Origin of the sequence: Streptococcus suis (assembly GCF_016743335.1) — a bacterium.
Classification (GTDB): domain Bacteria; phylum Bacillota; class Bacilli; order Lactobacillales; family Streptococcaceae; genus Streptococcus; species Streptococcus suis_Y.
Genome location: NZ_WCJE01000014.1, coordinates 24,748 through 51,124, shown reverse-complemented (window position 1 = coordinate 51,124; position 26,377 = coordinate 24,748). Strand labels below are relative to the sequence as shown.

Genomic DNA, 26,377 nt, shown 5'->3' with positions numbered 1-26,377 from the left:
ACAAAAATAGCTTAGAATCAACGTTTCTGACGATGCAATTCTAAGCTATTTTTTATTTTTTATACTCAATGAAAATCAAAAGTAGCCTAGGAAACGAAGTCGAAGATAGAACTGGAGTTCATCAAGGCAAGTTGACAACGAATAATTTTAATTTTCGAAGAGTATTAGACTTTTTGACCAGCCTCATTATAGTCTTTTAGTTTACTTTTAGTACTCGTTCCAACTATCTGGGAGATAGTTGGAGACTGGGGACAAAGTGAACGATGTTCACATCAAAAGCCACAGGCATAACTCAATGCTTCCTTATTTCTAGGTGACCAGCTGATGTACTTCGCTTTTTTGTTTTCAGGCTCAGGTACGAATAGTCCACTGGACTATTCGTATCCCCCAGATTGCTTGCACAGTCAATAGACTGTGCAAGGTGGGAGATAATACTTGCAAAGCAAGTCACTTTTACAAAATCAGGCAAGGCGAGTTCAAACAATCCAGTGGAGTATTTGAAGTTGGAAATAGAGGCTGGGCAAAAAGCCCAGGACCACTACTCAGAGTTCGCGTCAACATCTCAGCGCAGTGGTTGATTGGCAGATTTGTTCGTGTTTTGCACTCCAAATCTGGCCTAATCAACTGTGCGGGGGTGGGAAGACGAACTCTTTTATCTTGATCGAGTTCTTTCCCACTCCCCTTACGTCGCAGTAATAAAAGTCAACTAAATGACGATATTTGTATTATAGACAATCTCTAGGCAATACTTCTCTAATATTTTAGCCTTCTATTCTAGTGAAAGAGGCGGATTATCGTCACTTTTACCATCGCTGTTATTCAAAAATTCGAGGTAGGCGATCTGTCAAAAGACAAACCACCTCGTAATTTATGGTTCCGATGCGATCAGCCCACTCCTGAACAGAGATCGTTTTATCTCCATCTTGACCGATTAGGGTGACTTTTTGACCAAGCGGATAAGCATGAGGTAAACGAATGGTGATCTGGTCCATCGAAATACGCCCTACAATTTCACAGGCCTGCCCATCAACTAGGACTGATAAGCCTTGTAAGCTTCGTACGAGACCATCTGCATATCCTATCGGAACGGTCGCAATCCATTCTGAATCGGTGCTGTGATAAGTAGCTCCGTAGCCAATTGTTGTGCCAGCTTCAACCTGCTTTACATGAACAATTTCAGATACGAGAGATAAGGCTGGTTGAACATCAAACGGGAGTTCTAGTACTCGTCCACTTGGATTAAGTCCATAAAGAATGTTTCCCAAACGAACCAGGTTAAATACTGTATCAGCATGCCAAATGCTTGTTGCTGAATTGCTGGCATGAATCCAGCGCGGAGTAATTGGTAGAACATCCAAAAATTCTTTAAAAACAGACAGTTGACTCTCGAAGTGCGCATGATCAACCTCATCCGCAGTAGCAAAATGAGTATAGACTCCTTCGATGTCATACTCTAATTCTTCAAGGATAGCAATCGCTTGTAGCAAATCGGCTATTTTTCTAAAACCAATCCGCCCCATACCTGTATCTAGCTTAAGATGAACAGTTAGACCAGATAAATCCGCCCCTAAGTCTTTTGCATCTTGCAACCAGTCCAGACTAGCAACTGTCACACTGATATTGAGTTGATGAGCTACTGGTAAAAAACGTACAGGAACCACTCCTAAAATCAAGATTGGATGCTCGATACCTGCTTTACGTAACTCTAATGCTTCATCCAAATTCGAAACACAAAAACCAGCTGCTTGACTGGATAACTTTTTCGCTACCGCAACAGCTCCATGACCATAAGCATTCGCCTTAACAACAGCAAATGCTTCGGTCTTATGGGGCAAGTTGGTCATTACTTGCTCGAAATTTTCCGCAATCGCATCTAAGTTAACCCGAATTTGCGTGGGTCGATGTTCACTTTCAATCATCTTTCTCCTCCAAAATCACACTAGCTTGTACAAAATTTCCTGAATGGCTAATGCTGAGCCAAATATTCCCATCAAAGGGACTCTTCGTCACATAGGGAACTCCTTTGCTGGTATTCAGAATTTCAATATCATGAAATCCTATCTTACCAATGCCTGTTCCCAAGGCCTTGGTCAGTGCTTCTTTGGCTGACCAACGTCCAGCTAAATATTCTAGCTGACGGCGACCGGACAGACTTTGATACCGTTCAAATTCTTTCTCTGTGAGAATCTTTTTGGGAAACCCTTGGTGTTTGATTCTGGCACTTTCAATCGCCTCCATCTCCTGAAGGTCAATGCCATGTCCTACTATCATGAATCGGTCTCCTTTTGCATAGTCATTTCATTTATTAAAATAAACGAACTGACTCTAGTGACTTGTCTAAAAATTGCAAAAGGACTGGACAGCCGTCCAGTCCACGCGTCATTCCTATTTACGGCCGTGACAATTTTTAAATTTCTTACCAGACTGGCATGGGCATGGATCGTTACGATCAACACCTTCAAAAGATACATTCTCCTGAATTGCATGCGATTGGTTCGGCATAATATTCTTAACAGCTGTCGTATGTGCTTCTTGACTTGTACGCTCACGCTCAATATTGTCATGAATTTGCGCCTTCATCATCAAGCGGGTTACTTCAAACTCGATAGCCCCAATCATATCGTTGAACATAGCAAATGCTTCTGATTGATATTCAACGATTGGATTGTTTTGAGCGTATCCACGAAGACTGACTGCATTGCGCAATTGATCCAAGGCATCAATATGGTCTGTCCATTTGTTATCCACAACACGAAGGATAAGAACTTTCTGGAATTCGCGTACACGTTCTTCATCGCGTAATTTTTTCACTTGCGAATCATAGACTCTCAAGGCACGTTCATAGAGCTCTTCGACAATCTCTTTCTGATTCATTGCTTCAAAAGTAGCTTTACTCAAGGTATCATCGTCAACGAGATTTGCATGCGCAAATTTGATAATACCATCAATAGCTTCATCTTTCGAACCAAGGAAGTGACCAGCAACTTGGCGTTCAATCGTCCGTTTCATCATCGCTTTGATTTCAGGAGCCAAATCACGGTTAGCAGTAATAACATCCTGGCGTTGGCGATAGATGATTTCACGTTGCTCACGCATCACATCGTCATATTGAAGGACTTGTTTACGTGAGTCGTAGTTGTTCCCTTCCACACGCTTCTGAGCAGATTCAACTTGACGTGTCAACATTTTAGACTTGATAACGGACTCTTCTTCCGTTAGATTCATACGCTCCATAAATACTTTGATGCGTTCTGAACCAAAGCGTTTCATCAAGTCATCTTCGAGAGATAGATAGAATTGTGATTCACCTGGGTCACCTTGACGACCTGAACGTCCACGAAGCTGGTTATCAATACGACGACTTTCATGGCGCTCAGTACCAATAACACACAGCCCACCAAGTTCACGTACCCCTGGACCTAACTTAATATCGGTACCGCGTCCCGCCATGTTGGTCGCAATAGTGACCGCACCACGCTGACCAGCATTCATAATAATCTGCGCTTCACGATAGTGGTTTTTAGCATTCAATACTTCGTGAGGGACACCAGCAGCTACTAATTTTTGAGAAATCAAATCAGAAGTTTCAACCGCAACTGTACCGACCAAGACAGGTTGCCCTTTCTCATAGCGTCTCTTCACATCAGCAATGACGGCATTAAATTTGTATTCTAGACTTGGATAGAGTAAATCTTCGTGGTCAACACGCGCGATTGGGCGGTTGGTTGGAATTGGTACGACACGGATGTTGTAGATTTCACGGAATTCTTCCTCTTCTGTTTTACCAGTACCCGTCATCCCTGATAATTTTTTATACATACGGAAAAGGTTTTGGTAGGTAATAGAGGCACTTGTCTTAGACTCGTTTTGAACCGGTACACCTTCCTTAGCTTCGATGGCTTGGTGAAGTCCATCAGAATAACGACGACCTTCCATCGTACGACCTGTAAATGGATCGATAATCATGACCTCTTGGTCTTCATTGACCAGATAGTCAATATCATAGGTCATGATGTAGTTGGCACGAAGTGCATTATCCAAGAAATGGGTAATGGCTACATTTTCAATATCGTAGAGGTTATCTAACTTGAAGAATTTCTCTGCTTTGTCAATACCTGAATCAGACAGACCAATCGTTTTAGATGGAATGTCAATGATGTAATCTTCTGTTGTCAAAGATTTAACAAGATTATCTGCCAAGAAATACAACTGGTTTGTTTCAGAACCTTGTGCACCAGATACAATCAACGGCGTACGAGCTTCGTCAATCAAGATTGAGTCAACTTCATCGACCAAGGCGTAATTGAGAGGACGTTGAACCATGTCTTCTGCGCGAACAACCATATTGTCTCGGAGGTAGTCAAAACCAATCTCTGAGTTGGTCGAATAAGTAATATCGCAGTTATAGGCTTCACGTTTTTCCAAGGGTGATTTAGCAGCTAAGTTGATACCAACTGATAGACCAAGCCATGAATACAATTCACCCATTTCAGTCGCATCACGAGTAGAAAGATACTCGTTAACCGTCACTACGTGAACACCTTGACCAGACAAGGCATTCAAATAAACAGGCATCGTTGCAGTCAGAGTTTTACCTTCACCTGTACGCATTTCTGGAACGTCACCGTTGTGAAGAACGATTCCTCCCATAACCTGAACCTTGTAGGGATAGAGGCCCAATACGCGACGTGCTCCTTCACGGACTACCGCATAAGCTTCGTACAAAAGATCGTCGAGGGATTCACCGTTATTGTATCGCTCCTTAAATTCTGCTGTCTTAGCTTGCAACTGTTCATCAGTCAGCGCTTCCATTTCATCGGCATACGAGAAGACCTTGTCTGCCATTTTCTCAAGTTTTCTTAGCTCTCCCTTATCATTTTCAATGAGAGAACGAAGTACATTTGTTACCATATCATTCATCCTATTTCAATTTTAGTCAATAATATATTGTAGCAGAAAATTAGGCAATTTTCAAGGTTTGGCACTAGGATACACAGTATTCTTAGATAAAAATACCATAAAACAAACAAATCTGGAAAAATTTCTACACAGTAATACTACATTGCTAAAAAGAACATGATTAAGACACCAATTACTAAAATAAATACCAGGATACCATCCTCTATCTCTAGTAAAAATATACCATATACAAGTAGTATAATCTTATTGTACAAGTAAATATGTAAAAAGGAGAGGAAAATGTATACCAAGAAAATCTCTCTTAAACAACTAGCCATGTCTAGTACTTCAGTAGCCATTGTGAGTAACCTATGGGGAAGCTAGCCTCCTATAGTTTACGCAAACGATGCATCGACGGTATCTGTTCAATATCAATATATTGCACAAGATGAACTAACAAGTTCAGAGAAGGATTCTGTCTTATCTAAGCTGAAAACTGTCTTACCTTCCAAAGAAACAGCTACGGAGAATCAAACAATCTATCTCATCTACAAGACCGAACCTAAAAAAATATTTAGGATTCTTCCAGCTACAGGGGAGACCGAGATCAATCTATTAACGATTGGAGGGGGACTTCTTCTAGTTCTAGGAATAAGTTTGGTCGGAAAAGTCAAAAAGAAAAGGATTATTTCATCCATTCTTCTTCTGACCGCCACTGGTTCTATTCTACCTATCCAGAGCATCCAGGCTTTAGAAAGCAATTTACTTGCAGACTACAATCAGGTTCATCAGCTAAAAGTCGGAGACCAACTTCCTAATCCAAGTAACATAAAGCAGTATCAGTATGTAGGCTATGTCACTGACAAGGATATAGGTCCGCAATCTACCGAAAATAAAGAGAGCTCTTCCACAACTGCATCATCTCAGCAGCAAGATAGTACCGATAGTGCTATAAATAATGAAACTTTGCTCTTCAATCTAAAAAAATTAGATCCAACAAGCGACAATCAGCAACTAAAAAAGGCTGCCAACAATATTGGCGCAGACCACAAATTGGCTAGTAGTAAAATGATCAGCCTTGTCCCCATGGCCGACAAAGCCATTATTTCTGATATACAGGGAAGAGAAGAAAACATCAATACACTCCTAGCTCACTTTGAAGATGGCAGCACCTTATTTTTCCCGCTCCAATATACAGAAAGCAAAGATAAACGTGCTTACTACCAAATAGCGGATTAGGGAGTTACTTATTCACCTTTCCAAACATTACAAGACTACTCTGACATTCTAGACAAGGTAGTTCCAAGCCTACAAGCGGTTGAATTTCGTTCTGAAAATATGTATACTGCTCTCTCCATTACAGAAAATCAAGAGCCTGATTATAGAACTAGTATTTTTACAGAATAAGAAAAAAGTTAGGGATTATTTCTAGTCCCTAACTTTTTATGTTACTTTTCTGATACCTGTTTTGCCAAAGCAAAGTTCCCAAGAGTTGCAGAACCATTTTCAGCAACAGCTGGCGTTACGATATATTCTTTGACATCTGGTGTTGGGAGATAATCGTTCATCAAACCGACAAACTTCTCACGTACACGATTAAGCATGTGCTCTTGAGCCATAACTCCTCCACCAAATACAATCACTTGCGGACGATAAAGCAAGGTTGCCTGTACTGCTGCTTGAGCAATATAATAGGCTTGAACATCCCACACTTCTGAGTTGAGCTCGATTAATTCTCCGCGAACACCTGTACGACCTTCAAGAGAAGGACCTGCAGCTAAGCCTTCCAAACACCCATTGTGGAATGGACACATTCCTTTAAATTCATGTTTTACATCGTAAGGATGTAAAGCAACGTAAGTATGACCCGCTTCGGTATGACCCAAGCCACCGATAAACTCACCATTCTGAATAGCACCTGCACCAATACCTGTACCGATTGTATAGTAAACTAAACTCTTTACCCCTTTACGAACCAATGTTTCACCAAAAGCTGATGAATTCACATCTGTCGTGAAGTAGAATGGAATGTTAAATTCCTTAGCAATCAGACCAAGTAAATCAATATTTGACCAGTGTGGTTTTGGTGTCGAAGTAATATAACCATAAGTCTGTGAGTTTTGATCAATATCAATTGGACCGAAAGAACCTATCGCAATACCTGCCAAACGATCTTCATAGCGTTTGAAGAATTCAACCGTTCTCTCAATCGTTTCATAAGGAGTTGTCGTTGGAAATTGTGTTTTTTCAACAACTTGAAAGTTCTCATCGCCTACTGCACAAACAAACTTTGTACCACCAGCTTCTAAACTACCATATAATTTTGTCATTTGATTGTCTCCAAAATTTTTATCACTTTTATTATAACATATAAGCAAACAGAAGAAAAAGGCTGAAAGCCTTTTTCTTGTTAATTATGCAGTAGAGGCAGACTCTACAAATCGATTTTATATAAGATTACTTAGCTACTTTCAAGAATTCTACACCGTGAGTGATTGTTCCCTCAGCAAGTGGAGATACTTCTGCAAAGTCAGCAGTGTTGGTCACGATAATCATGGTTGTATCATCAAGACCTGCTTCAGCAATTTTCGCAGCATCGAATTTAGCAATCGGAGTACCAGCTTTTACTTTATCACCTGCTGCTACTAATTTTTCAAATCCATTACCGTTCATTGATACAGTATCAATACCGATGTGAATTAAAAGTTCAGCACCAGATGCTGTTTTCAATCCGTAAGCATGGCCTGTTTCAAAAGCAATTGTTACTTCTGCGTCTGCTGGAGCGTAAACAACACCCTCAGATGGTTTAACAGCCAAACCTTTACCCATAGCTCCTGATGAGAAGACTGGATCATTAACATTTTCAAGGGCAACAACGTCACCTGAAAGTGGAGATACAAGAGTTTCTTCAGCTACAAGTCCTGTTTCTGCTTCTTCAAGCGTTTCAGCTGTTTCTTGTGTTGAAGCACTAGGCTTTTTTACTTCTTTCTCCTCATCTTCATAACCGAAGAGGTAAGTAAGAGCAAAACCAAGAGCAAATGATACAGCAACCATAAGGATGTATGGAAGAATTTGACCATTACCTGCATAAAGTGTCAAACCTGGGATGATAGTAACACCCATACCTGTACCAGCAAGACCAAGAAGAGATGCTACAGCACCACCGATGGCACCAGCAATCAATGAAAGAAGGAATGGTTTGCGGAAACGCAAGTTAACACCGAAGATAGCTGGCTCAGTAATACCGAGGAAGGCAGAAAGAGCTGCTGGGAAAGCAAGAGCTTTCAATTTAGGATTCTTAGTTTTCACACCAACCGCTACTGTAGCAGCACCTTGTGCTGTCATAGCTGCAGTGATGATAGCGTTGAATGGGTTAGCTCCAGTGTTTGCTACCAATTGAGCTTCCAAGAAGTTAAAGATATGGTGAACACCTGATACAACGATAACTTGGTGAACACCACCGATAAGGAGACCACCAAGACCCATTGGCAAGTTCAAGATAGCTTGTGTACCAGCCAAGATGTAGTTTTCAACCACGTGGAAGACTGGACCGATGACAAACAAGCCAAGAATAGACATTACAAACAAGGTCACGAATGGTGTCACCAAGAGGTCAAGAACTTCTGGAACAACCTTGCGGACAGCTTTTTCAAATTTAGCACCGATCAAACCGATGATGAAGGCTGGCAATACTGAACCTTGCAAACCTACAACTGGGATGAAACCGAAGAAGATAGTTGGTTTCACATCGCCACCTGATGCTACAACCCAAGCGTTTGGCAACTGACCCGCAATGAGCATCATACCAAGAACGATACCGATTGTTTGGTTACCACCGAATACACGGAATGTTGACCATACTACCAAGGCTGGTAATACGATGAAGGCTGTATCTGTCAAGATTTGTGAGTAAACGTTCAAATCTTCTGGAAGAGTATAACCAAGAGCTCCAAGAAGACCACGAAGACCCATGAAAAGACCAGTTGCTACGATAGCAGGAATGATTGGAACGAATACGTCACCGAAAGTACGGATCGCACGTTGGAAAGCATTACCTTGTTTAGCAGCTTCAGCTTTTTGTTCACCAGTAGTCGCTGTTGGCAAACCAAGGGCAACCACTTCATCGTAGATTTTGTTTACTGTACCAGTACCAAAGATGATTTGGTATTGACCAGAGTTGAAGAAAGCACCTTGTACTTTTTCGATGTCTTCGACTGTATCCTTGTCGATTTTTCCTTCATCAACAACCATGACACGAAGGCGAGTCGCACAGTGGGCAACACTGCGTACGTTCTCACGTCCACCAAGGGCGTCAATGACTTTTTTTGCAATTTCTGTATTATTCATCTTGCAAAAATCTCCTTATTAAATATTTTTTGCTTTTTTTGAAAGTGTTTTCAAACTTTCGATGGTTTTATTATATCACTTTTATAAAATATGTCAAACGTTTATCACATTTTTTTTTGAATTTCTTAAAAACATTGTTAAAACTTGATTTTTTGCAAGAAAACGTTTACTATATTAATGAAAAACTAGAAAATTTGGAGAAAATTATGGCATTTACAACAGAGGAGCGTTACAGAGCTTATGCTGACTGGACACCCGAATATATTGAAAAAATAAAGAAGAATACAGAGAGTTCTCCTTGGAGGACAAATTTCCACATTGAAACACCACATGGACTATTAAATGATCCAAATGGATTTTCTTATTTTAATGGAAAATGGACTCTTTTTTACCAATACTTCCCATTCGGTGCTGCGCACGGATTAAAATCTTGGGTCCATACAGAATCAACGGATTTGGTCCATTTTGAAGAAACTGGTACGGTTATGTACCCAGATACACCACTTGATAGCCACGGTGCCTACTCTGGATCTGCCATGGAATTTGGCGACAAGCTCTTCCTCTTCTATACTGGAAATGTCCGCGATGAAAATTGGGTTCGCCATCCATACCAAATCGGTGCCTTGATGGATAAAGATGGTAAGATTGAAAAGATTGATAAAGTCTTGATTGAGCAACCAGAAGATACCACCGACCATTTCCGTGATCCACAAATTTTCAACTATAAAGGGCAATATTACGCTATCGTCGGTGGACAAAATTTGGATAAAAAGGGAATTGTCAAACTTTATAAAGCTGAAAATAACGACTACCTCAACTGGGCCTATGTTGGTGACCTAGATTTTGCCAATGATATGACCGCTTATATGATGGAATGCCCAAATATTGCGTTCGTCGGTGAGCAACCAATTCTCCTCTACTGTCCACAAGGCTTAGACAAAGAGGTATTGGACTATGGCAATATCTATCCAAATATGTACAAGATTGGTCAGAGTTTCGATCCTGAAACAGCAAGCATTGTCGAACCGAGCGAATTGATCAATCTGGACTATGGTTTTGAGTGCTATGCAACCCAGGCCTTTAATGCACCAGACGGTCGAACTCTATCTGTTAGCTGGTTGGCACTTCCAGATGTGGAATACCCAACCGATGCTTATGACTACCAAGGCTGTCTGTCATTGGTTAAAGAATTAACCATCAAGGACGGTAAGCTCTACCAATATCCAGTCGATGCGATTACCAGTCTTCGTAAAGAAGCTCAACCATTTTCAGCCCAAAAAGAAACCAATAATGTTTACGAATTGGAACTTGATTTTTCAGCGGGCACGAAGCACGAAATCGTATTGTTCGCAAATGAAGCAGAAAAAGGCTTGGTCTTGTCTGTGGACACTGAGCAAGGCCAGATTACATTGGACCGCGGCAACTGTGGTCAGCCATTCGCACTCGATTTCGGTACAAGTCGCTCTTGCGAGATTTCTCCAGGAGCTCTTACAGCCAATATCTTCATCGACAAATCTGTCTTTGAAATCTTTATCAATAAAGGAGAGAAAGTATTTTCTGGTCGTGTCTTCCCTGATGCGGATCAGTCTGGTATCGTCATTACGACTGGTAATCCGACCGGAACCTACTACCATTTAGATTATGGTCGCAAAACTAACTGATGTCGCACAGTTAGCTGGGGTCAGCCCAACAACTGTCTCGCGCGTTATCAATAAAAAAGGATACCTATCTGAAAAAACCATTCGCAATGTCGAAGAGGCTATGCGTGAACTGGGCTACAAACCTAATAATTTAGCTCGTAGTTTGCAAGGTAAATCTGCAAAATTAGTTGGTCTTATCTTCCCAACAATAAACAATATTTTTTATTCTGAATTGATTAGCCATTTAGAAAAAGAGCTTTTTGATCGAGGCTATAAAACCATTATTTGCAATAGCCAGCACGAGTCCGATAAGGAACGTGAGTATCTAGAAATGTTAGCAGCTAACCAAGTAGATGGGATTATCTCGGGCAGTCACAATCTCGGTATCCAAGACTACGACCGTGTCGTAGCTCCAATTATCGCTTTTGACCGCAACCTCTCTCCTTCCATTCCCATTGTCTCTTCCGATAATTTTGCTGGCGGGGTATTAGCTGCCCAAACCTTACAAAAAGCGGGATGTCACAATCCATTAATGATTACGGGGAACGATGATTCCAATTCACCTACCGGTCTTCGCCAAGTAGGTTTCACATCTATTTTGAACAAAGCTGAAGTTTTTCATATCTCCAGTGATTTCTCACCTGTGCGCAAGGAGATGGAAATCCGAGCCATTCTTGAAAAGCAAAAACCAGATGGTATCTTTGTATCTGGCGATGCAACGGCTATGCTGGTATGGAACGTCATTCGTTCAATGAAACTGTCTATTCCAGAGGATATTAAATTGATTGGTTATGATGGAACCAGTTTCATCGAAAACTACTATCCTCAACTGACAACCATCAAGCAACCATTAACCGAAATAGCTCGTCTGCTGGTTGAACTATTAGTTGATAAAATCGAAGGAAAAAAACTGACAAAAACAGACTATATCCTGCCGATTAGCCTACTAGCAGGAGCTAGTATATAAAAAAAGCTGCACCTAATAAAAATTAGGTGCAGCTTTTTGTGATACATTTTCTTATTTCTCAAGTAAAAAAGAAGCTCATCAGGCTTCTTCTTTAATAAACTGGCTCAAAACTCCATTGACAAACTTAGCTGAAGATTCATCAGAAAATTCTTTAGCCAATTCAATAGCCTCGTTAACAGCAACGCGGTCTGGCGTTTCTTCGAAATGTAAGATTTCAAATAGGCCTAGTCGCATGATATTCTTATCAATCAAGGTCAATCGGTCCAAGGTCCAACCTGCTTTTAGTCGGCTAGATAATTCCTTGTCCAAATCCTCACGATAATCTGCCACACCATTGACAAGATTTAAAAGGAAAAGCGGAATTTCAACACCTTCATGCTCTTCTTCTTGGTCGTAAAGATAGGAGAATTGGGCTGCCTGTACAGGTTCTTGACCAAATTCCAGTGATACGATTGCCTGCAAAGCACACTTACGCAGGGCGTGTCTATTATTCTTCATCAAGGAAATCCTCTCCGAACAAATCTTTCAATGCTGGTTTTGGTGTTTTATCTGGAACAATGCCATTGACATGAATATTGACAGCATTCACTTCAACTTCTGCGTAGTTATAAATAGCTGTTTTAACTGCACGTTGAATATCCATAGATACAGCTGGAACATTGACACCGTACTCTAGGTAAACATAGATGTCTGCTGTTACTTTTCCTTCGTCGTCAGTTTGAAGGTAAACACCTTTATTTAAGGAAGATTTTGACCAAGTATCTGCTACACGTTTGTTGTGAAGAGAATGTACCCCTTCCACTTTGGCTGCCGCAATACCTGTAATCACTTCAAGAACGCGTGGTGCAATGACGATTTCACCTTGGTATTCTGTTGTCATAAGCTCTCCTTTCTAGGAGGAAACCCTTAAGCGCGTGATACGTAAGTTCCCTCTGCTGTGTTGATAACCAGTTTTTGACCTACTTCGATAAAGTCCGGTACGTTGACCACCAAACCTGTTTCCATAGTAGCAGGTTTACCTGAACCAGTTACAGTTGCACCTTTGATAGATGGCTGTGTTTCTGCTACAACCAATTCAACAGTCGTTGGTACAGTAACACCGATTACTTCAGTTCCGTAGAACTGGATTTTCACATCTGAGTTTTCCAAGATGTAAAGCAATTCTTCTTTGATAGTCGCTACTGGAATTTCATACTGGTCGTAGGTTTCAGTGTTCATGAAGAAGGCAGTGTCGTCCATTTGGTATAGGTATTGTGCTGGAACTGTTTCGATAATGGCTTGTTCAAATTTTTCATCTGGACGGTAAGTTGTATCGAAGGTTGAACCCGTACGCACGTCACGCAATTTCATACGCATGATGGTGTTACCCTTACCTGGCTTGTGGTGGCTAGCTTCCAAAACCTTAATCAATTTACCTTCCGCTTCGAAGGTCATACCTGCTCTAAGTTTACTTGCTTCAATCATTGTATTGAATACCTCTTCAAAAATTTATTTATTCGTTTTATTTTACCACAAACTGTCAAATTTCTCAAATGACAATCAATTCTTTTGGAGCCAATGTCAGCACTTCGCAACCCGTTTCCGTAATCAAGAGGTCATCTTCGATACGGACACCATATTTGCCCTCAAGATAAATACCCGGCTCATCAGTCAGAACCATGCCAGCCTGAATGGTATCCGTAGCTGTTCGGCTAAAGTAGGGATACTCGTGGACATCCAAGCCCATACCGTGCCCGATACCGTGGGTAAAGTAAGGACCATATCCAGCCTGCTCGATGACGCGACGTGGGACACCGTCAAACTCCTTGTATTCCATACCCGCCTTAGCCGTCGCAATCAAGGCCTGATTAGCCGCCAGAACGGTTTCATAAATCTCTCGCTCTTCATCACTGACCGAACCGACATAGACCGTCCGCGTCATATCGCTGACATAGTGGTCATACAAGCAGCCAAAGTCCAGCGTCAAAGCCTCGCCAGCCTCAATCACCTTATTGGACGCACGTCCGTGGGGCATAGCAGAGCGGTAACCCGAAGCAGCAATGGTATCAAAGGACACCCCTTCTGCCCCCATTTCCCGCATACGAAAGTCCAAGAAATTGGCAATTTCAATCTCTGTCTTACCCGGTTTGATAAAGTCTAAAGCGTCAATAAATGCCTGGTCTGAAATCTGACAAGCTCGCTGAATGGTGGCAATCTCTGCCGCATCCTTGATCATCCGCAGCTCCGCAATCAGATTGGTCGTTGGTCTGAGAGTGATCCCTGCAAAGACAGCCTCCATGGATTTGAAATAGGCTACTGAAATCTCATCTTCAAAAGCCACTTCCTTGATGCCCATATCCTTAACCAAACCAGCTGTCGTTCCCAACTCATCTCGATTGGAAATCACTTCAAAGTCTGTGACAACAGATTGGGCGTAGGTGATATAGCGATCATCTGTAATCAAAACCTGGCGGCTAGGTGTTATCAGCACCACTCCTGCCGACCCCCAGAATCCTGTCAAATAATAAACATTTTTCAAATTGGTCACATAGAGAGCCTCTATCGACTGCTCTGCCATTTTTCCACGAAGTTTTTCAAGTCGTTTTTGCATAACCTACCTCCAAAGATATTGTAACTATTATAGCAGAAATAAGTCTAAACACCAATTATTATCAGCAGACAAAAAAGCCGCCTAAGCGACTTTTCAAAACAGCATTAAGAGTTTCTTCTCATTTCCCTTTAAATTCACGAATCCGTTGAGGAATACCCTCTAAAAATTGATTCATTTTTTGTTGCCATTCATTTTCAAGAGCTTTCCTTTCTTGAGAATCTAGGTCGTCAATAGCCTTACTATTTAGGCCGATTTCGCTTAAAACTGGACTGACATTAGAGATTGTCTTTTTGCCAAAATGAATTTTACTTTCTTCCATCCATAAATTAAGTGAGGAGCTTAACTCAACTTGTTCCCAAGGGATTCTGACAAGTGCTGGTTTGCCGAATAATTTCTTCTTAAAGGTGTAGACAGCTTCCTCTGTAAAGATAAGATTTAAACTTAGAGTTCCTTCAAACATGGCAAAAATATGTTCTTCATGCAACTCCTTGTAGCTTGGATAATGATACCAAAATACTCTAGCCGAATAAAGACTTGCATACTCCTTTGGTAAAAGAATTGTATCTTGTTCTTGCAAGTTTTTTTCTGCAACCATCCATTCAAGATTATTCTCAATAAGGGGAGTCCAAAAAACGTAATCTGCAAGTTCGCTCAGGTACTGATAGCGTTCATAATCGATAAAAGTTGGGTCTATAGAGGTTCCTTCTAGGGAAGCAAGCAAATCATTTGAAGGCACAGTAAGTCCTGGAATATCACCCTTATAATCCACACGATCTTGCCTTGGTTTTAACTCTTTAACAATTTCTTCAGGTAAGAAGATTTCTAACAAGGCTGTCAAGTTGGCTAACTCATGATTTGCCCAAAAAGTACCATAAGAAAAGACATTCGTCGGTGCAATACAAAAAGAATAAACATCTACCACATATTCCTCAACGCTTGTAATCGTTTCTGAGCTAGGAACAAACTGAAGTAATTTTCCCAGTACACAAGATGCTAGGTATTGTTCCCAAGTCTGATAACTATTTTTGATACGTTCTGTTTGCTTGGTAAACAGTTCCTCAAATTCTTCTTTAGTAGTCAAGCGAGCAGCATACGATTTCGTCAAGACATCAATTATACGGCAGTCATCAAACCCTTGAATGGTTCGAGAACCTGTTAATGAATTTAAAGAAAGGTAAAAGTCTTTTACATCAGGATTGGCTACTCTATCAATAAATGATGAAACATCTTCTAAAGCATGATAACGGCCATCTTCCAGTTTATCAATTTCTTCTTTTAAACTTGAATAATCTGTAATTCCATAGTTTGTTTCTAACATGGTTCGCAACAGGCCTCTGGTCATCATATTGACACCTGGCATGACGACACTCATTAATTCTTTTTCGATAAATTGTCTATTGACTGAATTGGCAAAAACTGAACTGTATCTGTATGGACTGCACAATAAAACGTATTCCGATTGCATGGAGGTCTCCTTGTTAAGTAACTTATTTTTTATATTATATCTGATTTGTACTAGCTTATCAAGCGTAGAAAAAATCAAAAAAGAGCCAACGACTCTTTTTTAAATGCTTATTTTAACTTAGTTTTCAAATACTGGCCTGTAAAGCTGGCTGGGTTGCTAGCTACTTCTTCTGGCGTTCCTGTCGCAACAACGGTACCTCCGCCGACACCGCCTTCTGGCCCCATGTCGATAATGTGGTCGGCTGTCTTGATAACATCCAGATTGTGCTCGATGACCAGCACAGTATTGCCATCATCAACAAAGCGAGCCAAGACCTTGAGCAACTGGGCAATGTCCTCCGTATGCAGACCTGTCGTCGGCTCATCCAAGATATACAAGGATTTACCAGTTGACCGCTTGTGGAGTTCAGAAGCCAACTTCATACGCTGGGCTTCCCCACCTGATAGAGTGGTTGCTGGCTGACCTAGAGTAACGTAGCCCAAGCCCACATCTTGAATGGTGCGGAGTTTCCGCTCAATTTTTGGAATATGTTTGAAGAACTCGACCGCATCATTGACTGTCATATCAAGGACTTGGGCGATATTTTTCTCCTTGTAATGTACTTCCAAGGTTTCAGAATTGTAACGGTGTCCATGACAGACTTCACAAGGTACAAAGACATCGGGCAGGAAGTGCATTTCAATCTTGATAATCCCGTCACCAGAACAAGCCTCACAACGACCACCTTTGACGTTAAAGGAGAAACGTCCTTTCTTGTAGCCACGGATTTTGGCTTCATTGGTCTGGGCAAAAAGGTCACGAATATCGTCAAAAACACCTGTGTAGGTAGCTGGGTTGGAACGCGGCGTCCGTCCAATCGGACTTTGGTCAATATCAATCAAGCGATCCAAGTGTTCAATTCCTGAAATGGACTTGAACTTGCCTGGCTTGTCCGAATTGCGATTGAGCTTCTGGGCGATAGCTTTTTTCAAAATGGAGTTGACCAGGGTTGATTTGCCTGAGCCAGACACCCCTGTCACCGCTACAAATTTCCCAAGTGGGAACCGAACCGTCACATCTTGCAGGTTGTTTTCCTTGGCACCGACCACCTCCAGGAATCGCCCATTGCCAACACGACGTTCCAAAGGAACTGGAATTTCACGTTTGCCAGACAGGTACTGGCCTGTAATGGATTTCTTGTTTTTAGCTACTTGGGCAGGCGTTCCAGAGGCCACGATTTCTCCGCCAAACACACCTGCACCTGGACCAATATCAATCAACCAGTCCGCCTCCCGCATGGTGTCCTCGTCATGTTCCACCACAATCAGGGTATTTCCCAAATCACGCATTTTCTTAAGACTAGCAATCAGGCGGTCATTGTCCCGCTGGTGCAGACCAATCGACGGCTCGTCCAGAATATAGAGGACACCTGACAGGTTGGATCCAATCTGGGTCGCCAAACGAATCCGCTGGCTCTCACCACCAGACAATGTCCCCGCAGCTCGTGAAAGCGTCAGATAATTGAGACCTACGTTGTTAAGGAAGGACAGGCGATCCTTGATTTCCTTGACAATGGGTGTCGCAATGGTCGCTTCATTTTCAGACAAGGTCAGATGTTCAATCACTTGCAAATGATCCGCCACGGACAAGTCAGACAACTGCCCGATATGCAGTCCCTTTTCGCCTCCGACTTTGACAGACAGGGCTTGGTCATTGAGGCGATAGCCATGGCAGGTTCCACAGGTCAGCTCATTCATGTAAGTCTTCATAACCGTCCGCGTATAGTCACTGTTGGTTTCACGGTAGCGGCGGTTGATGTTGGTAATCAAGCCTTCAAATGGAATATCGATATCACGCACCCCACCGAACTCATTTTCATAATGGAAATGGAATTCTTTGCCGTCCGATCCGTTGAAAATCAGGTTCTTCTCCTCTTCCGTCAATTCCTCGAAAGGCTTATCCATGTCCACACCAAAGTGGTTCATAGCCTGTTCCAACATCTGTGGATAGTAGTTGGATGAGATTGGATTCCACGGAGCCAAGGCACCGTCACGCAAGGTCTTGCTGGCATCTGGGACAATCAAATCCGTATCCACTTCCAGCTTCATCCCCAAACCATCACAATCGCTACAAGACCCAAAAGGTGCATTGAAGGAGAAGAGACGAGGCTCCAACTCTGGCACCGTAAAGCCACAAACTGGGCAGGCATAGTACTCAGAGAAGAGCAGTTCCTTCTCATCCATGGTGTCGATGATGACATAGCCGTCCGCAATCCGCAGGGCCGCTTCGATAGAATCGAAAAGCCGAGAGCGAATGCCCTCTTTGATGACAATTCGATCGACAACGACCTCAATGTTGTGAGCCTTGCTCTTGGACAACTCGGGCACTTCCGACACATCATAGACATCACCATTGACCCGCACCCGAACATAGCCGTCCTTCTGAATTTTCTCGAAAATGGTCTTGTGCTGCCCCTTTTTCTTCCGCACAATCGGTGCTAAAATCTGCAAGCGTTGACGCTCTGGCAATTCCAAAACCTCATCAACAATCTGCTCCACGGAAGAAGCCGAAATCGCCCCGTGGCCATTGATACAGTAAGGCACCCCAACTCGAGCATAGAGCAAACGGAGATAGTCATTGATTTCCGTCGCCGTACCAACTGTCGAACGCGGATTCCGCGATGTCGTTTTTTGGTCAATGGAAATAGCAGGGCTGAGACCCTCTATAGAATCCACATCTGGCTTGTCCATGTTGCCCAAGAACTGACGAGCATAGGCAGACAAAGACTCCACATAGCGACGTTGGCCTTCGGCATACAGAGTATCAAAAGCCAAACTCGACTTACCAGACCCCGACAAACCAGTCACCACGACCAACTTCTCACGCGGAATGGTCACATCAATATTTTTCAAATTATGGGCACGAGCCCCATGAATCACAATATTTTCTTGCATAACATGATATAAGTGCGTTAAGAAAGCGAGAAGAAAATAGGAAAATGTGACGTCACTTCGTGACAAAACATTTTGTACTTTACAGTATCCACAGCTGTAATCAACTAAAGTTGAAACATCTATGTATCTTTTTCTCGACGCTTTTAGCACGCATTCGAATCCTTTCTAAGATATAAAGAGCATCAAATGCACAGTCAAAATAGGCGGTAAGTCCGAAATCTGCGATTTCGAAGATGCAGCCCCGTCAAGACAACTAGTGCTTTCACAGGTTGAAAACCAAAGAAAGCACAGATGTCTACGACGCAGAAGCCAGTTCCACATGCTTAAACATGAAGAAACCAGCAATTTTTGACACTGCATTTAGCCCATGTTCAATTCCTTTCTAGATATAAGTACGTTCACAAGATAACTGGTGACGGTCGATTAACTCCGCGTCACCAGACGAAACTGCCTATGGGCAATTTCTATATCTTGTATTAGCTCGATTTTCAAAAAATATCGTTTTGAAAATCTCACGTTAAGAAAACCCTATAAAACTCGACGCTTTTAGCACGCATTCAAATCCTTTCTAAGATACAGAGCCCGTAAAACGTAAGGTGAAAATAGGCGGTAAGTCCGAAATCTGTGATTTCGAAAACGCACCCCCGTCAAGACAACTAGTGCTTTCACAGGTCGAAAACCGAAGAAAGCACAGATGTCTACGACGCAGAAGCCTGTTCTCCATGTTTGAACACGAAGAAGCATCACTTTTTTCACACAGCGTTTAGGGCGTGTTCAATTCCTTTCTAGATATAAGTGCGTTCACAAGATAACTGGTGACGGTCGATGAACTCCGCGTCACCAGACGAAACTGCCTATGGGCAATTTCTATATCTTGTATTAGCTCGATTTTCAAAAAATATCGTTTTGAAAATCTCACGTTAAGAAAACCCTATAAAACTCGACCATTCAAATCCTTTCTAAAGATACAGAGGGCGTTGTAACAGTCTGGGAGACTGTTACAATCGGGAAATAGGGAAAACGCAGTTTTCCTCATTACACCAACATCATTAGCCCGCATTCAATTCCTTTCTTAAGAGGATCTAGCTGTACCATGAGAGATTAGAAAAAGTTCGTACAACTTATTCGCTTAAATGTCTACATATTATACCACATTTCTATATAAAACCTTTCCGAAACTGCACATTTTTTGGTATAATAGAGGTTGCGTTAACGCAACAAAGATAAAAGGAGGGCAAAGATATGAAACAAATTTTTCTATCAACCATGACTGATTTAGAAGAAATTCAAACCTTTGAACCAGGGGCTTGGATTAATTTGGTCAACCCCTCCCAGAGCGAGTCTATGGAAGTTGCTGAGCACTATAAAATTGACATCGCTGACCTGCGAGCACCGCTCGATGCGGAAGAATCCTCTCGTATCACCGTCGAAGATGATTATACGCTCATCCTGGTCGACGTCCCAATTCTTGAAGAACGAAACAACAAGACATATTATATTACTATTCCTTTGGGAATTATTCTAACAGATGATGCGATTATCACGACTTGTTTGGAACCATTGCCACTGTTTGAGCAGTTTATCCATCGTCGTCTACGGAATTTCTTCACTTTCATGAAGTCTCGTTTCGTTTTCCAAATTCTCTACCGCAATGCCCAACTCTACTTGTCAGCCCTACGGACCATTGACAGAAAGAGCGAAGAGATTGAGAAGCAACTCCATGAGGCCACTCGAAATGAAGAATTAATTGTACTCATGGAATTGGAAAAAACCATTGTCTATTTCAAGGCTTCCCTGAAAACCAACGAGCGGTTGGTCAAGAAACTGGCTTCTTCTTCTCGCCTATTACGAAAATACGAAGAAGACGAAGATTTGTTGGAAGACACCCTGGTTGAAACCCAACAGGCCATTGAGATGGCAGACATCTATGGTTCCATCCTGAACTCTATGACCCATGCCTTTGCTTCTATCATTTCTAACAACCAGAATACCATCATGAAAACCTTGGCATTAGTGACAATCGTTCTCTCTATCCCAACCATGGTCTTCTCCGCATACGGTATGAACTTTAAGGACAACATCATTCCTTTTAACGATATTCCCTATGCTTTTTGGTGGATTATCCTCTTCGCATTTGCAATCAGCCTATCACTCACCTTCTACTTCATCCGTAAGAGATGGTTTTAACCTAAGGAGATTAACATGTCATTTACAGAAATCAACGGATTAACAAAAAAGAACCAAGAATTTATCCATATTGCGACCAACCAACTGATTAAAGATGGAAAGTCTGATAGCGAAATCAAAGAACTCTTGGAAGAAATTTTACCAACTATCATTGAAAAGCAAAAAACTGGCGTGACTGCCCGCAATCTCTATGGAGCACCAAGTGAGTGGGCTGCTAGTAAGACAGTTTCTGAACAGGAAAAGAAAGACCAAGTGGAATACAATGAAAATCCATGGTTGATGTGGCTAGATTCTAGTCTTTTCATGCTTGCAATTATTGCTGGTATCAATGGTTTGATGAATCTTTTTGGTCAAGGTGCCCAATATGGCTTGCTCACACTATTAGTCATTGGTTTTGGTGTCGGCGCTGGTATGTACTTTATGTATCACTTTGTTTACAGAGAACAAATTAAAACTGGGCAACGTCCTAAATTGCTGAAAGCTATCGCTTTTCTCGGACTTGCTACTCTGGCTTGGTCAGTCGTTTTCATTCTGGCAGCACTGATTCCGGCCGCTTTTAACCCAGTTCTCCCTCCGCTTGTTACTATTCTTATCGGAGCTGCTGCTTTCGGTGCACGCTACCTCTTGAAAAAGAAATATAACATTCGCAATGCCATGTCCCCAGTTCAATAATAAAACAAAGCGATTGGAATATTCCAGTCGCTTTTGTTTATCTATACAGTTCACCTGGGAGTTTTACACATCTGCGTAAGTGACTGAAACAGTCTATCCCCAGACTGTGCCTCGCTTTCTAACTTCTTGGCTCGGGTTGAAATAGTCCATTCAAGGGCTTAATTCGCTTTCTTAATTTCGAGTTCATGCAAAAATGGTCCACTGGACCATTACTCGCTTTCTTATTTTCATGCTCGTGAAAAAACAGTCCATACTGTTATTGCGCTTTTCGCATTTCTAGAGCGCAAGAAAAAATGACCCGTTGGGGTCATTTTTTTAATCTTCGTTTACGAATGGTAAAAGAGCCATAACGCGAGCACGTTTGATAGCTGTTGTTACTTTACGTTGGTTTTTAGCTGAAGTTCCAGTTACACGGCGTGGAAGAATTTTTCCACGTTCAGAAATGAAACGGCTAAGAAGCTCAGTATCTTTGTAATCAACATATTCAATTTTGTTAGCTGCGATATAGTCAACTTTTTTACGGCGTTTGAAACCGCCACGACGTTGTTGAGCCATGTGTGTTCTCCTTTATATTATTAATTTTTGACCTAGAATGGTAGGTCATCGTCTGATATATCCATTGGATTACTTGCTCCAAATGGACTTTCTTCTCGAGCGAAGTTTGGTGTAGATTGTGCAGGCGCTTGATAAGGCGAGTTATAGTCATTTCCTCCAGCAAACGAGTTGCCAGCTGAATAGCCTCCACCTTGACCTTCACGGGCAGTACGGCTTTCCAAGAGTTGGAAACTTTCTGCAACTACCTCAGTAACGTAGACACGTTGCCCTTGCTGATTGTCATAGCTACGAGTCTGGATACGACCAGTAACACCAATCAGAGCACCTTTCTTAGCCCAATTCGCCAAATTCTCAGCTTGTTGACGCCAAATGACTACGTTGATAAAGTCCGCTTCACGCTCACCGTTTTGATTTTTAAAATTGCGGTTAACCGCCAAAGTAAAAGTCGCAACAGCTTGGTTAGACGGAGTATAACGAAGTTCTGCATCACGGGTCATACGACCAACCAATACTACATTATTAATCATAAACTACCTTCTTACGCGTCAAGTTTGACAATCATGTGACGAAGAATGTCGCCGTTGATTTTTGACAAACGGTCAAACTCTTTAAGAGCTTCATCGTTGTTAGCTTCAACGTTAACGATGTGGTACAAACCTTCGCGGAAATCTTTGATTTCGTATGCAAGGCGACGTTTTTCCCATGCTTTTGATTCAACGATAGTTGCACCGTTGTCAGTCAAGATAGAGTCAAAGCGTGCTACCAAAGCGTTTTTAGCTTCTTCTTCAATGTTTGGACGAATAATATAAAGAATTTCGTATTTAGCCATTGATATGTTCCTCCTTTTGGTCTAATGACTCATGGTCTAGCCACGAGTAAGTGAGGGATACTCACAGAAAATAATTATACCATAATATAGAAAATGTGCAAGTGAAAACAGTTTGCCGAAAACATTTTCACAAAAAATAATGACTGCCCAAACAAAGGGCAGCCCTATGGATTAAGCTACAATCGCTTTTGCTACTTCTTCTGTTGTCATGCGTGAGAAATAGTGCGTGGTGTCGATTTCTTGCAATTTGGCAAGAACATCCGCATACTCGTAGCGAGTACCGACCAACAAGTCTTCGATATCCGATACATCACCAATTCCGAAGAAGTCTCCGTAAATCTTGATGGACTCGATAACTGATTTTTCAGCCTTGATGTAGGTCGTGATTTTACCAGCCGGGTAACGAACGCTGCGCTCCACAGTGTATTCTGGTGTTTGACCGTAAGTCCAATCCCAGGTCGCAAACTGGCTATCACGGATTTCTTGGATACGAGCCAAATCATCTTCTGACAAGATATACTCGTCCATGTCTGGATATTCTTGCTTCATTTGGTTGAGAATGGCATCCTTGAACTCCAAGACTGTCATCTTCTCTGGCAATTCGTTATTGATATTGGTCACGCGGGCACGGACTGACTTGACGCCTTTAGACTCAATCTTATCCTTGCTGACCTTGAGGGCACTTGCCAAGACCGACATATCCACATCAAAGAGTAGGCAACCGTGGTGCATCATACGACCTTTTGCGTAGGCTTGCGCATTACCACAGATTTTCTTTCCGTCGATTTCCAGGTCATTACGGCCGGTGAAATTAGCCTCTACACCTAGTGTGGCAAGGGTATCAATGACAGGCTTGGAGAAGGTTTTGAAGTCAAATGCACCTTCTTCAGATTTATTTGAAATAATGGTGTAGTTGAGATTGTTTAAATCATGGTAAACCGCTCCACCACCGGACAAACGGCGAACGACATGGATGCCCTTTTCGTCTGTGAATTCCTTGTTGATTTCTTCAATGGCATTCTGGTGCTTACCGATAATGATGGCAGGCTCATTGATCCAGAGAATAAAAATTTCGTCAATATCTGTTAATTCCTTGAAAGCGTAGGCTTCGAGGGCAATGTTATAAGCTGGGTCATTGCTGTTATTTACGATGTATTTCATGCGAAACTCCTTTATTGTTAACTAATTTTTATTATAGTGGAAACGATAACAAAAGACAAGCCACAAGACTTGTCTTTCTACTTTATTCGACATCCGCTCCATTTGTAGCGATGACTTTTTTATACCAGTCAAATGATTTTTTCTTGGAACGTTTGAGGGTTCCTTTTCCTTCATTGTCACGGTCAACGTAGATGAAGCCGTAGCGTTTTTTCATTTCGCCCGTTCCGGCAGACACTAGGTCAATACAGCCCCAAGTAGTGTATCCCAAGAGTTCAACGCCGTCTTCTACAATAGCATCTCTCATTGCTAGGACATGTTGGCGAAGGTAGTCGATACGGTAGTCGTCTTCCACATAGCCGTTTTCATCTGGCGTGTCGACTGCTCCCAGACCATTTTCAACCACAAAGAGTGGTTTTTGATAACGATCCCATATGGAATTGATGGTAATGCGGAAACCGAGTGGGTCAATCTGCCAGCCCCATTCGGATGCGTCTAGGTAAGGGTTTTTAATAGAGGCAAAGATATTGCCTGCTGTTTTTTCCTTCTCTACAGGATCTCCAGAAGCCACACGGCTAGAGTAGTAAGAGAAGGAAATGAAGTCAACGGTGTGCTCTTTCAAGAGTGCTAGGTCTTGGTCTGTCATTTCGATCTCGATACCTGCACGCTCCCACTTCTTCTTGGCATAGTTTGGATAGTAGCCACGTGCCTGAACATCGATGAAGAAATAGTTCTCACGGTCTTCTTGCAGAGCTTCCCATACATCACGTGGGTGGCAGGTGTGTGGGTAGTATTGACCTGCAGCCAACATACAACCGACCTTGTTTTCCGGATCGATTTCATGGGCCAATTTTGTGGCAATGGCAGAAGCAACAAGCTCGTGGTGGGCTGCCTGGTATTTGACCTGTTCCACATTTTCACCTTCTTCAAAATACAGACCTGCCCCCATAAATGGTGCATGAAGAATCATGTTGATTTCGTTAAAGGTCAGCCAGTATTTGACCAATCCCTTGTAGCGTGTGAAGAGGGTACGGCAAAGGCGTTCGTAAAATTCAAGCATTTTGCGATTTCGCCAGCCACCGTAAGCCTCAATCAAGTGCATAGGGCAGTCAAAGTGGGTAATGGTCACCAAGGGTTCAATACCATACTTGTGGCATTCCTTGAATAAGTCCTCGTAGAATTGCAAGCCTTTTTCATTAGGCTCCAATTCATCTCCCTTAGGGAAAATACGGGACCAGGCGATTGAAAGACGATAGGTCTTAAAGCCCATTTCACCAAAGAGAGCAATATCCTCCTTGAAGTGATGATACATATCAATAGACTCCTTGGCTGGATAGAAATAACCGTCCTCAAAGTCAAACATCTTCTTACGACCAGTGATAATGGCAGCCCGGTCTTCGCCAATCGGCACAACATCGACGTTGGCAAGACCACGTCCGTCTACATCGTAAGCTCCTTCACATTGGTTGGCTGCTGTTGCACCACCCCATAAAAATCCTTTTGGAAATACTTTTGTTACTGTCATTTTTTCTCCTTTCCTTCTTTTTGATAGAGAGTTTCTTTATTAACGGGATCCACAATGCTTTGCAAATCGTAGTGACCGTCTTCATAAGTAAAAGTCAGTATGGCACAATTCCGCATCCGCACTCGCGGAAAATCTGTCAATACCTGTCTGAAAAATTGGGCAATGGCGGCTCCATGGCTAACTACTAAAACGGATTGATTGTCCGCTTCTTCCATAATGCCTCCAATGGTTTCTTCCATACGTTTTCGGACATCTCGATAGGATTCGCCTCCAAAGGTGACAAAATAATCACCGTAGCCAATGTCTCCCTGCAAGGGAGGATTGAGGTATTCCTGTTGACCCTCGAAGGCTCCAAAATCCTGTTCTTTCAATCCTTTTAAGCGAACATAATCCGTCCTTCCTGTGGCCAATTCTGCCGTATCACAGGCCCGTTCTTGAGTAGAAGAATAAATCTTATCAAAAGAGATAGCCTGCTCTTGAAAATACCGACCAGCAGCCCGTGCTTGTTCTTTTCCTTCTTCTGTCAGAGGAGAATCACAAGCCCCTTGAATCCGCCCTTGGAGGTTGAACCGTGTCTGTCCATGTCGCATCAAGTAAAGATAGTTCATAC

Annotated in this window: 22 protein-coding genes; 5 read left to right on the top strand and 17 right to left on the bottom strand. The window is 42.2% G+C overall.

What is annotated here, in order from left to right; translation table 11 throughout:
• Positions 1–815: 815 nt before the first annotated feature.
• From alr to secA, 3 genes are all read right to left on the bottom strand, one after another.
• A complete protein-coding gene (gene alr, locus F9856_RS05805) occupies positions 816–1,919 on the bottom strand; it encodes an alanine racemase (RefSeq protein WP_202106024.1) in 1,104 nt (367 codons plus the stop codon).
• Positions 1,912–2,271, bottom strand: a complete 360-nt coding sequence (gene acpS / locus F9856_RS05800) for a holo-ACP synthase (RefSeq protein ID WP_012027718.1) — start codon at positions 2,269–2,271, stop codon at positions 1,912–1,914. Before acpS ends, alr begins: the two co-directional genes overlap by 8 nt.
• Before the next feature lie 114 nt (positions 2,272–2,385).
• Positions 2,386–4,911 carry a preprotein translocase subunit SecA gene (gene secA, locus F9856_RS05795; protein ID WP_044688876.1) on the bottom strand — a complete coding sequence of 842 codons (2,526 nt, stop codon included), beginning with the start codon at positions 4,909–4,911 and terminating at the stop codon, positions 2,386–2,388.
• Positions 4,912–5,289: 378 nt separating this feature from the next.
• On the opposite strand from secA, the gene F9856_RS05785 reads away from it, so the two are divergent.
• Complete coding sequence (locus tag F9856_RS05785; RefSeq protein ID WP_328708144.1) at positions 5,290–6,138, top strand: LPXTG cell wall anchor domain-containing protein; 849 nt, start codon at positions 5,290–5,292, stop codon at positions 6,136–6,138.
• Between the two features lie 209 nt (positions 6,139–6,347).
• On the opposite strand, the gene scrK is transcribed toward F9856_RS05785, so the two are convergent.
• Together scrK and F9856_RS05775 are read right to left on the bottom strand one after the other, a co-directional pair.
• Positions 6,348–7,229: a fructokinase ScrK gene (gene scrK, locus F9856_RS05780; protein WP_002942456.1), complete on the bottom strand. Its 882-nt coding sequence runs from the start codon at positions 7,227–7,229 to the stop codon at positions 6,348–6,350.
• 127 nt (positions 7,230–7,356) lie between these two features.
• On the bottom strand, positions 7,357–9,246 hold the full coding sequence (locus F9856_RS05775) for a sucrose-specific PTS transporter subunit IIBC (protein ID WP_029175745.1): 1,890 nt from the start codon (positions 9,244–9,246) through the stop codon (positions 7,357–7,359).
• Positions 9,247–9,452: 206 nt separating this feature from the next.
• Here F9856_RS05775 and F9856_RS05770 point away from each other — a divergent pair, with 206 nt between their 5' ends.
• On the top strand, positions 9,453–10,907 hold the full coding sequence (locus F9856_RS05770; protein ID WP_044775135.1) for a sucrose-6-phosphate hydrolase: 1,455 nt from the start codon (positions 9,453–9,455) through the stop codon (positions 10,905–10,907).
• A complete protein-coding gene (locus F9856_RS05765) occupies positions 10,888–11,853 on the top strand; it encodes a LacI family DNA-binding transcriptional regulator (RefSeq protein ID WP_002938271.1) in 966 nt (321 codons plus the stop codon). The genes F9856_RS05770 and F9856_RS05765 overlap by 20 nt, the downstream gene beginning before the upstream one ends.
• A 78-nt stretch (positions 11,854–11,931) precedes the next feature.
• Here F9856_RS05765 and nusB read toward each other — a convergent pair whose 3' ends face one another.
• From nusB to uvrA, 6 genes are all read right to left on the bottom strand, one after another.
• Positions 11,932–12,351, bottom strand: a complete 420-nt coding sequence (nusB, locus tag F9856_RS05760) for a transcription antitermination factor NusB (protein WP_202106023.1) — start codon at positions 12,349–12,351, stop codon at positions 11,932–11,934.
• Positions 12,341–12,733 (bottom strand): Asp23/Gls24 family envelope stress response protein, encoded by a 393-nt coding sequence (locus F9856_RS05755; RefSeq protein ID WP_202106022.1) that lies wholly within the window; start codon positions 12,731–12,733, stop codon positions 12,341–12,343. The genes nusB and F9856_RS05755 overlap by 11 nt, the downstream gene beginning before the upstream one ends.
• A gap of 26 nt (positions 12,734–12,759) precedes the next feature.
• Positions 12,760–13,317 carry an elongation factor P gene (efp, locus tag F9856_RS05750; protein WP_202106021.1) on the bottom strand — a complete coding sequence of 186 codons (558 nt, stop codon included), beginning with the start codon at positions 13,315–13,317 and terminating at the stop codon, positions 12,760–12,762.
• 64 nt (positions 13,318–13,381) lie between these two features.
• A complete protein-coding gene (locus tag F9856_RS05745; protein ID WP_202106020.1) occupies positions 13,382–14,443 on the bottom strand; it encodes a M24 family metallopeptidase in 1,062 nt (353 codons plus the stop codon).
• A gap of 118 nt (positions 14,444–14,561) precedes the next feature.
• Positions 14,562–15,803 carry a DUF1266 domain-containing protein gene (locus F9856_RS05740; RefSeq protein ID WP_202106019.1) on the bottom strand — a complete coding sequence of 414 codons (1,242 nt, stop codon included), beginning with the start codon at positions 15,801–15,803 and terminating at the stop codon, positions 14,562–14,564.
• Between the two features lie 212 nt (positions 15,804–16,015).
• A complete protein-coding gene (uvrA, locus tag F9856_RS05735) occupies positions 16,016–18,841 on the bottom strand; it encodes an excinuclease ABC subunit UvrA (RefSeq protein WP_202106018.1) in 2,826 nt (941 codons plus the stop codon).
• A 1,242-nt stretch (positions 18,842–20,083) separates the two neighbouring features.
• Between uvrA and F9856_RS05730 the strand changes: the two genes are divergently transcribed.
• Positions 20,084–21,028, top strand: a complete 945-nt coding sequence (locus F9856_RS05730; RefSeq protein ID WP_002939248.1) for a magnesium transporter CorA family protein — start codon at positions 20,084–20,086, stop codon at positions 21,026–21,028.
• A gap of 15 nt (positions 21,029–21,043) precedes the next feature.
• On the top strand, positions 21,044–21,700 hold the full coding sequence (locus F9856_RS05725; RefSeq protein ID WP_029177385.1) for a DUF1129 domain-containing protein: 657 nt from the start codon (positions 21,044–21,046) through the stop codon (positions 21,698–21,700).
• Between the two features lie 315 nt (positions 21,701–22,015).
• Here F9856_RS05725 and rpsR read toward each other — a convergent pair whose 3' ends face one another.
• The 6 genes from rpsR to F9856_RS05695 all read right to left on the bottom strand — a co-directional run bounded on the left by rpsR (position 22,016) and on the right by F9856_RS05695 (position 26,375).
• A complete protein-coding gene (rpsR, locus tag F9856_RS05720) occupies positions 22,016–22,255 on the bottom strand; it encodes a 30S ribosomal protein S18 (protein WP_002939250.1) in 240 nt (79 codons plus the stop codon).
• Positions 22,256–22,287: 32 nt separating this feature from the next.
• The gene (locus F9856_RS05715; RefSeq protein WP_002942409.1) at positions 22,288–22,782 is read right to left on the bottom strand and encodes a single-stranded DNA-binding protein; all 495 of its coding nucleotides are present in this window, start codon (positions 22,780–22,782) and stop codon (positions 22,288–22,290) included.
• 11 nt (positions 22,783–22,793) lie between these two features.
• Entirely contained in the window at positions 22,794–23,084 is a 291-nt protein-coding gene (gene rpsF, locus F9856_RS05710; RefSeq protein WP_002942403.1) for a 30S ribosomal protein S6, read from the bottom strand.
• Between the two features lie 171 nt (positions 23,085–23,255).
• A complete protein-coding gene (locus F9856_RS05705) occupies positions 23,256–24,245 on the bottom strand; it encodes a lipoate--protein ligase (protein WP_202106017.1) in 990 nt (329 codons plus the stop codon).
• A gap of 82 nt (positions 24,246–24,327) precedes the next feature.
• Positions 24,328–25,767: a 6-phospho-beta-glucosidase gene (locus F9856_RS05700; RefSeq protein WP_024377962.1), complete on the bottom strand. Its 1,440-nt coding sequence runs from the start codon at positions 25,765–25,767 to the stop codon at positions 24,328–24,330.
• The gene (locus F9856_RS05695) at positions 25,764–26,375 is read right to left on the bottom strand and encodes a histidine phosphatase family protein (RefSeq protein ID WP_202106016.1); all 612 of its coding nucleotides are present in this window, start codon (positions 26,373–26,375) and stop codon (positions 25,764–25,766) included. Before F9856_RS05695 ends, F9856_RS05700 begins: the two co-directional genes overlap by 4 nt.
• Positions 26,376–26,377 lie beyond the last annotated feature (2 nt).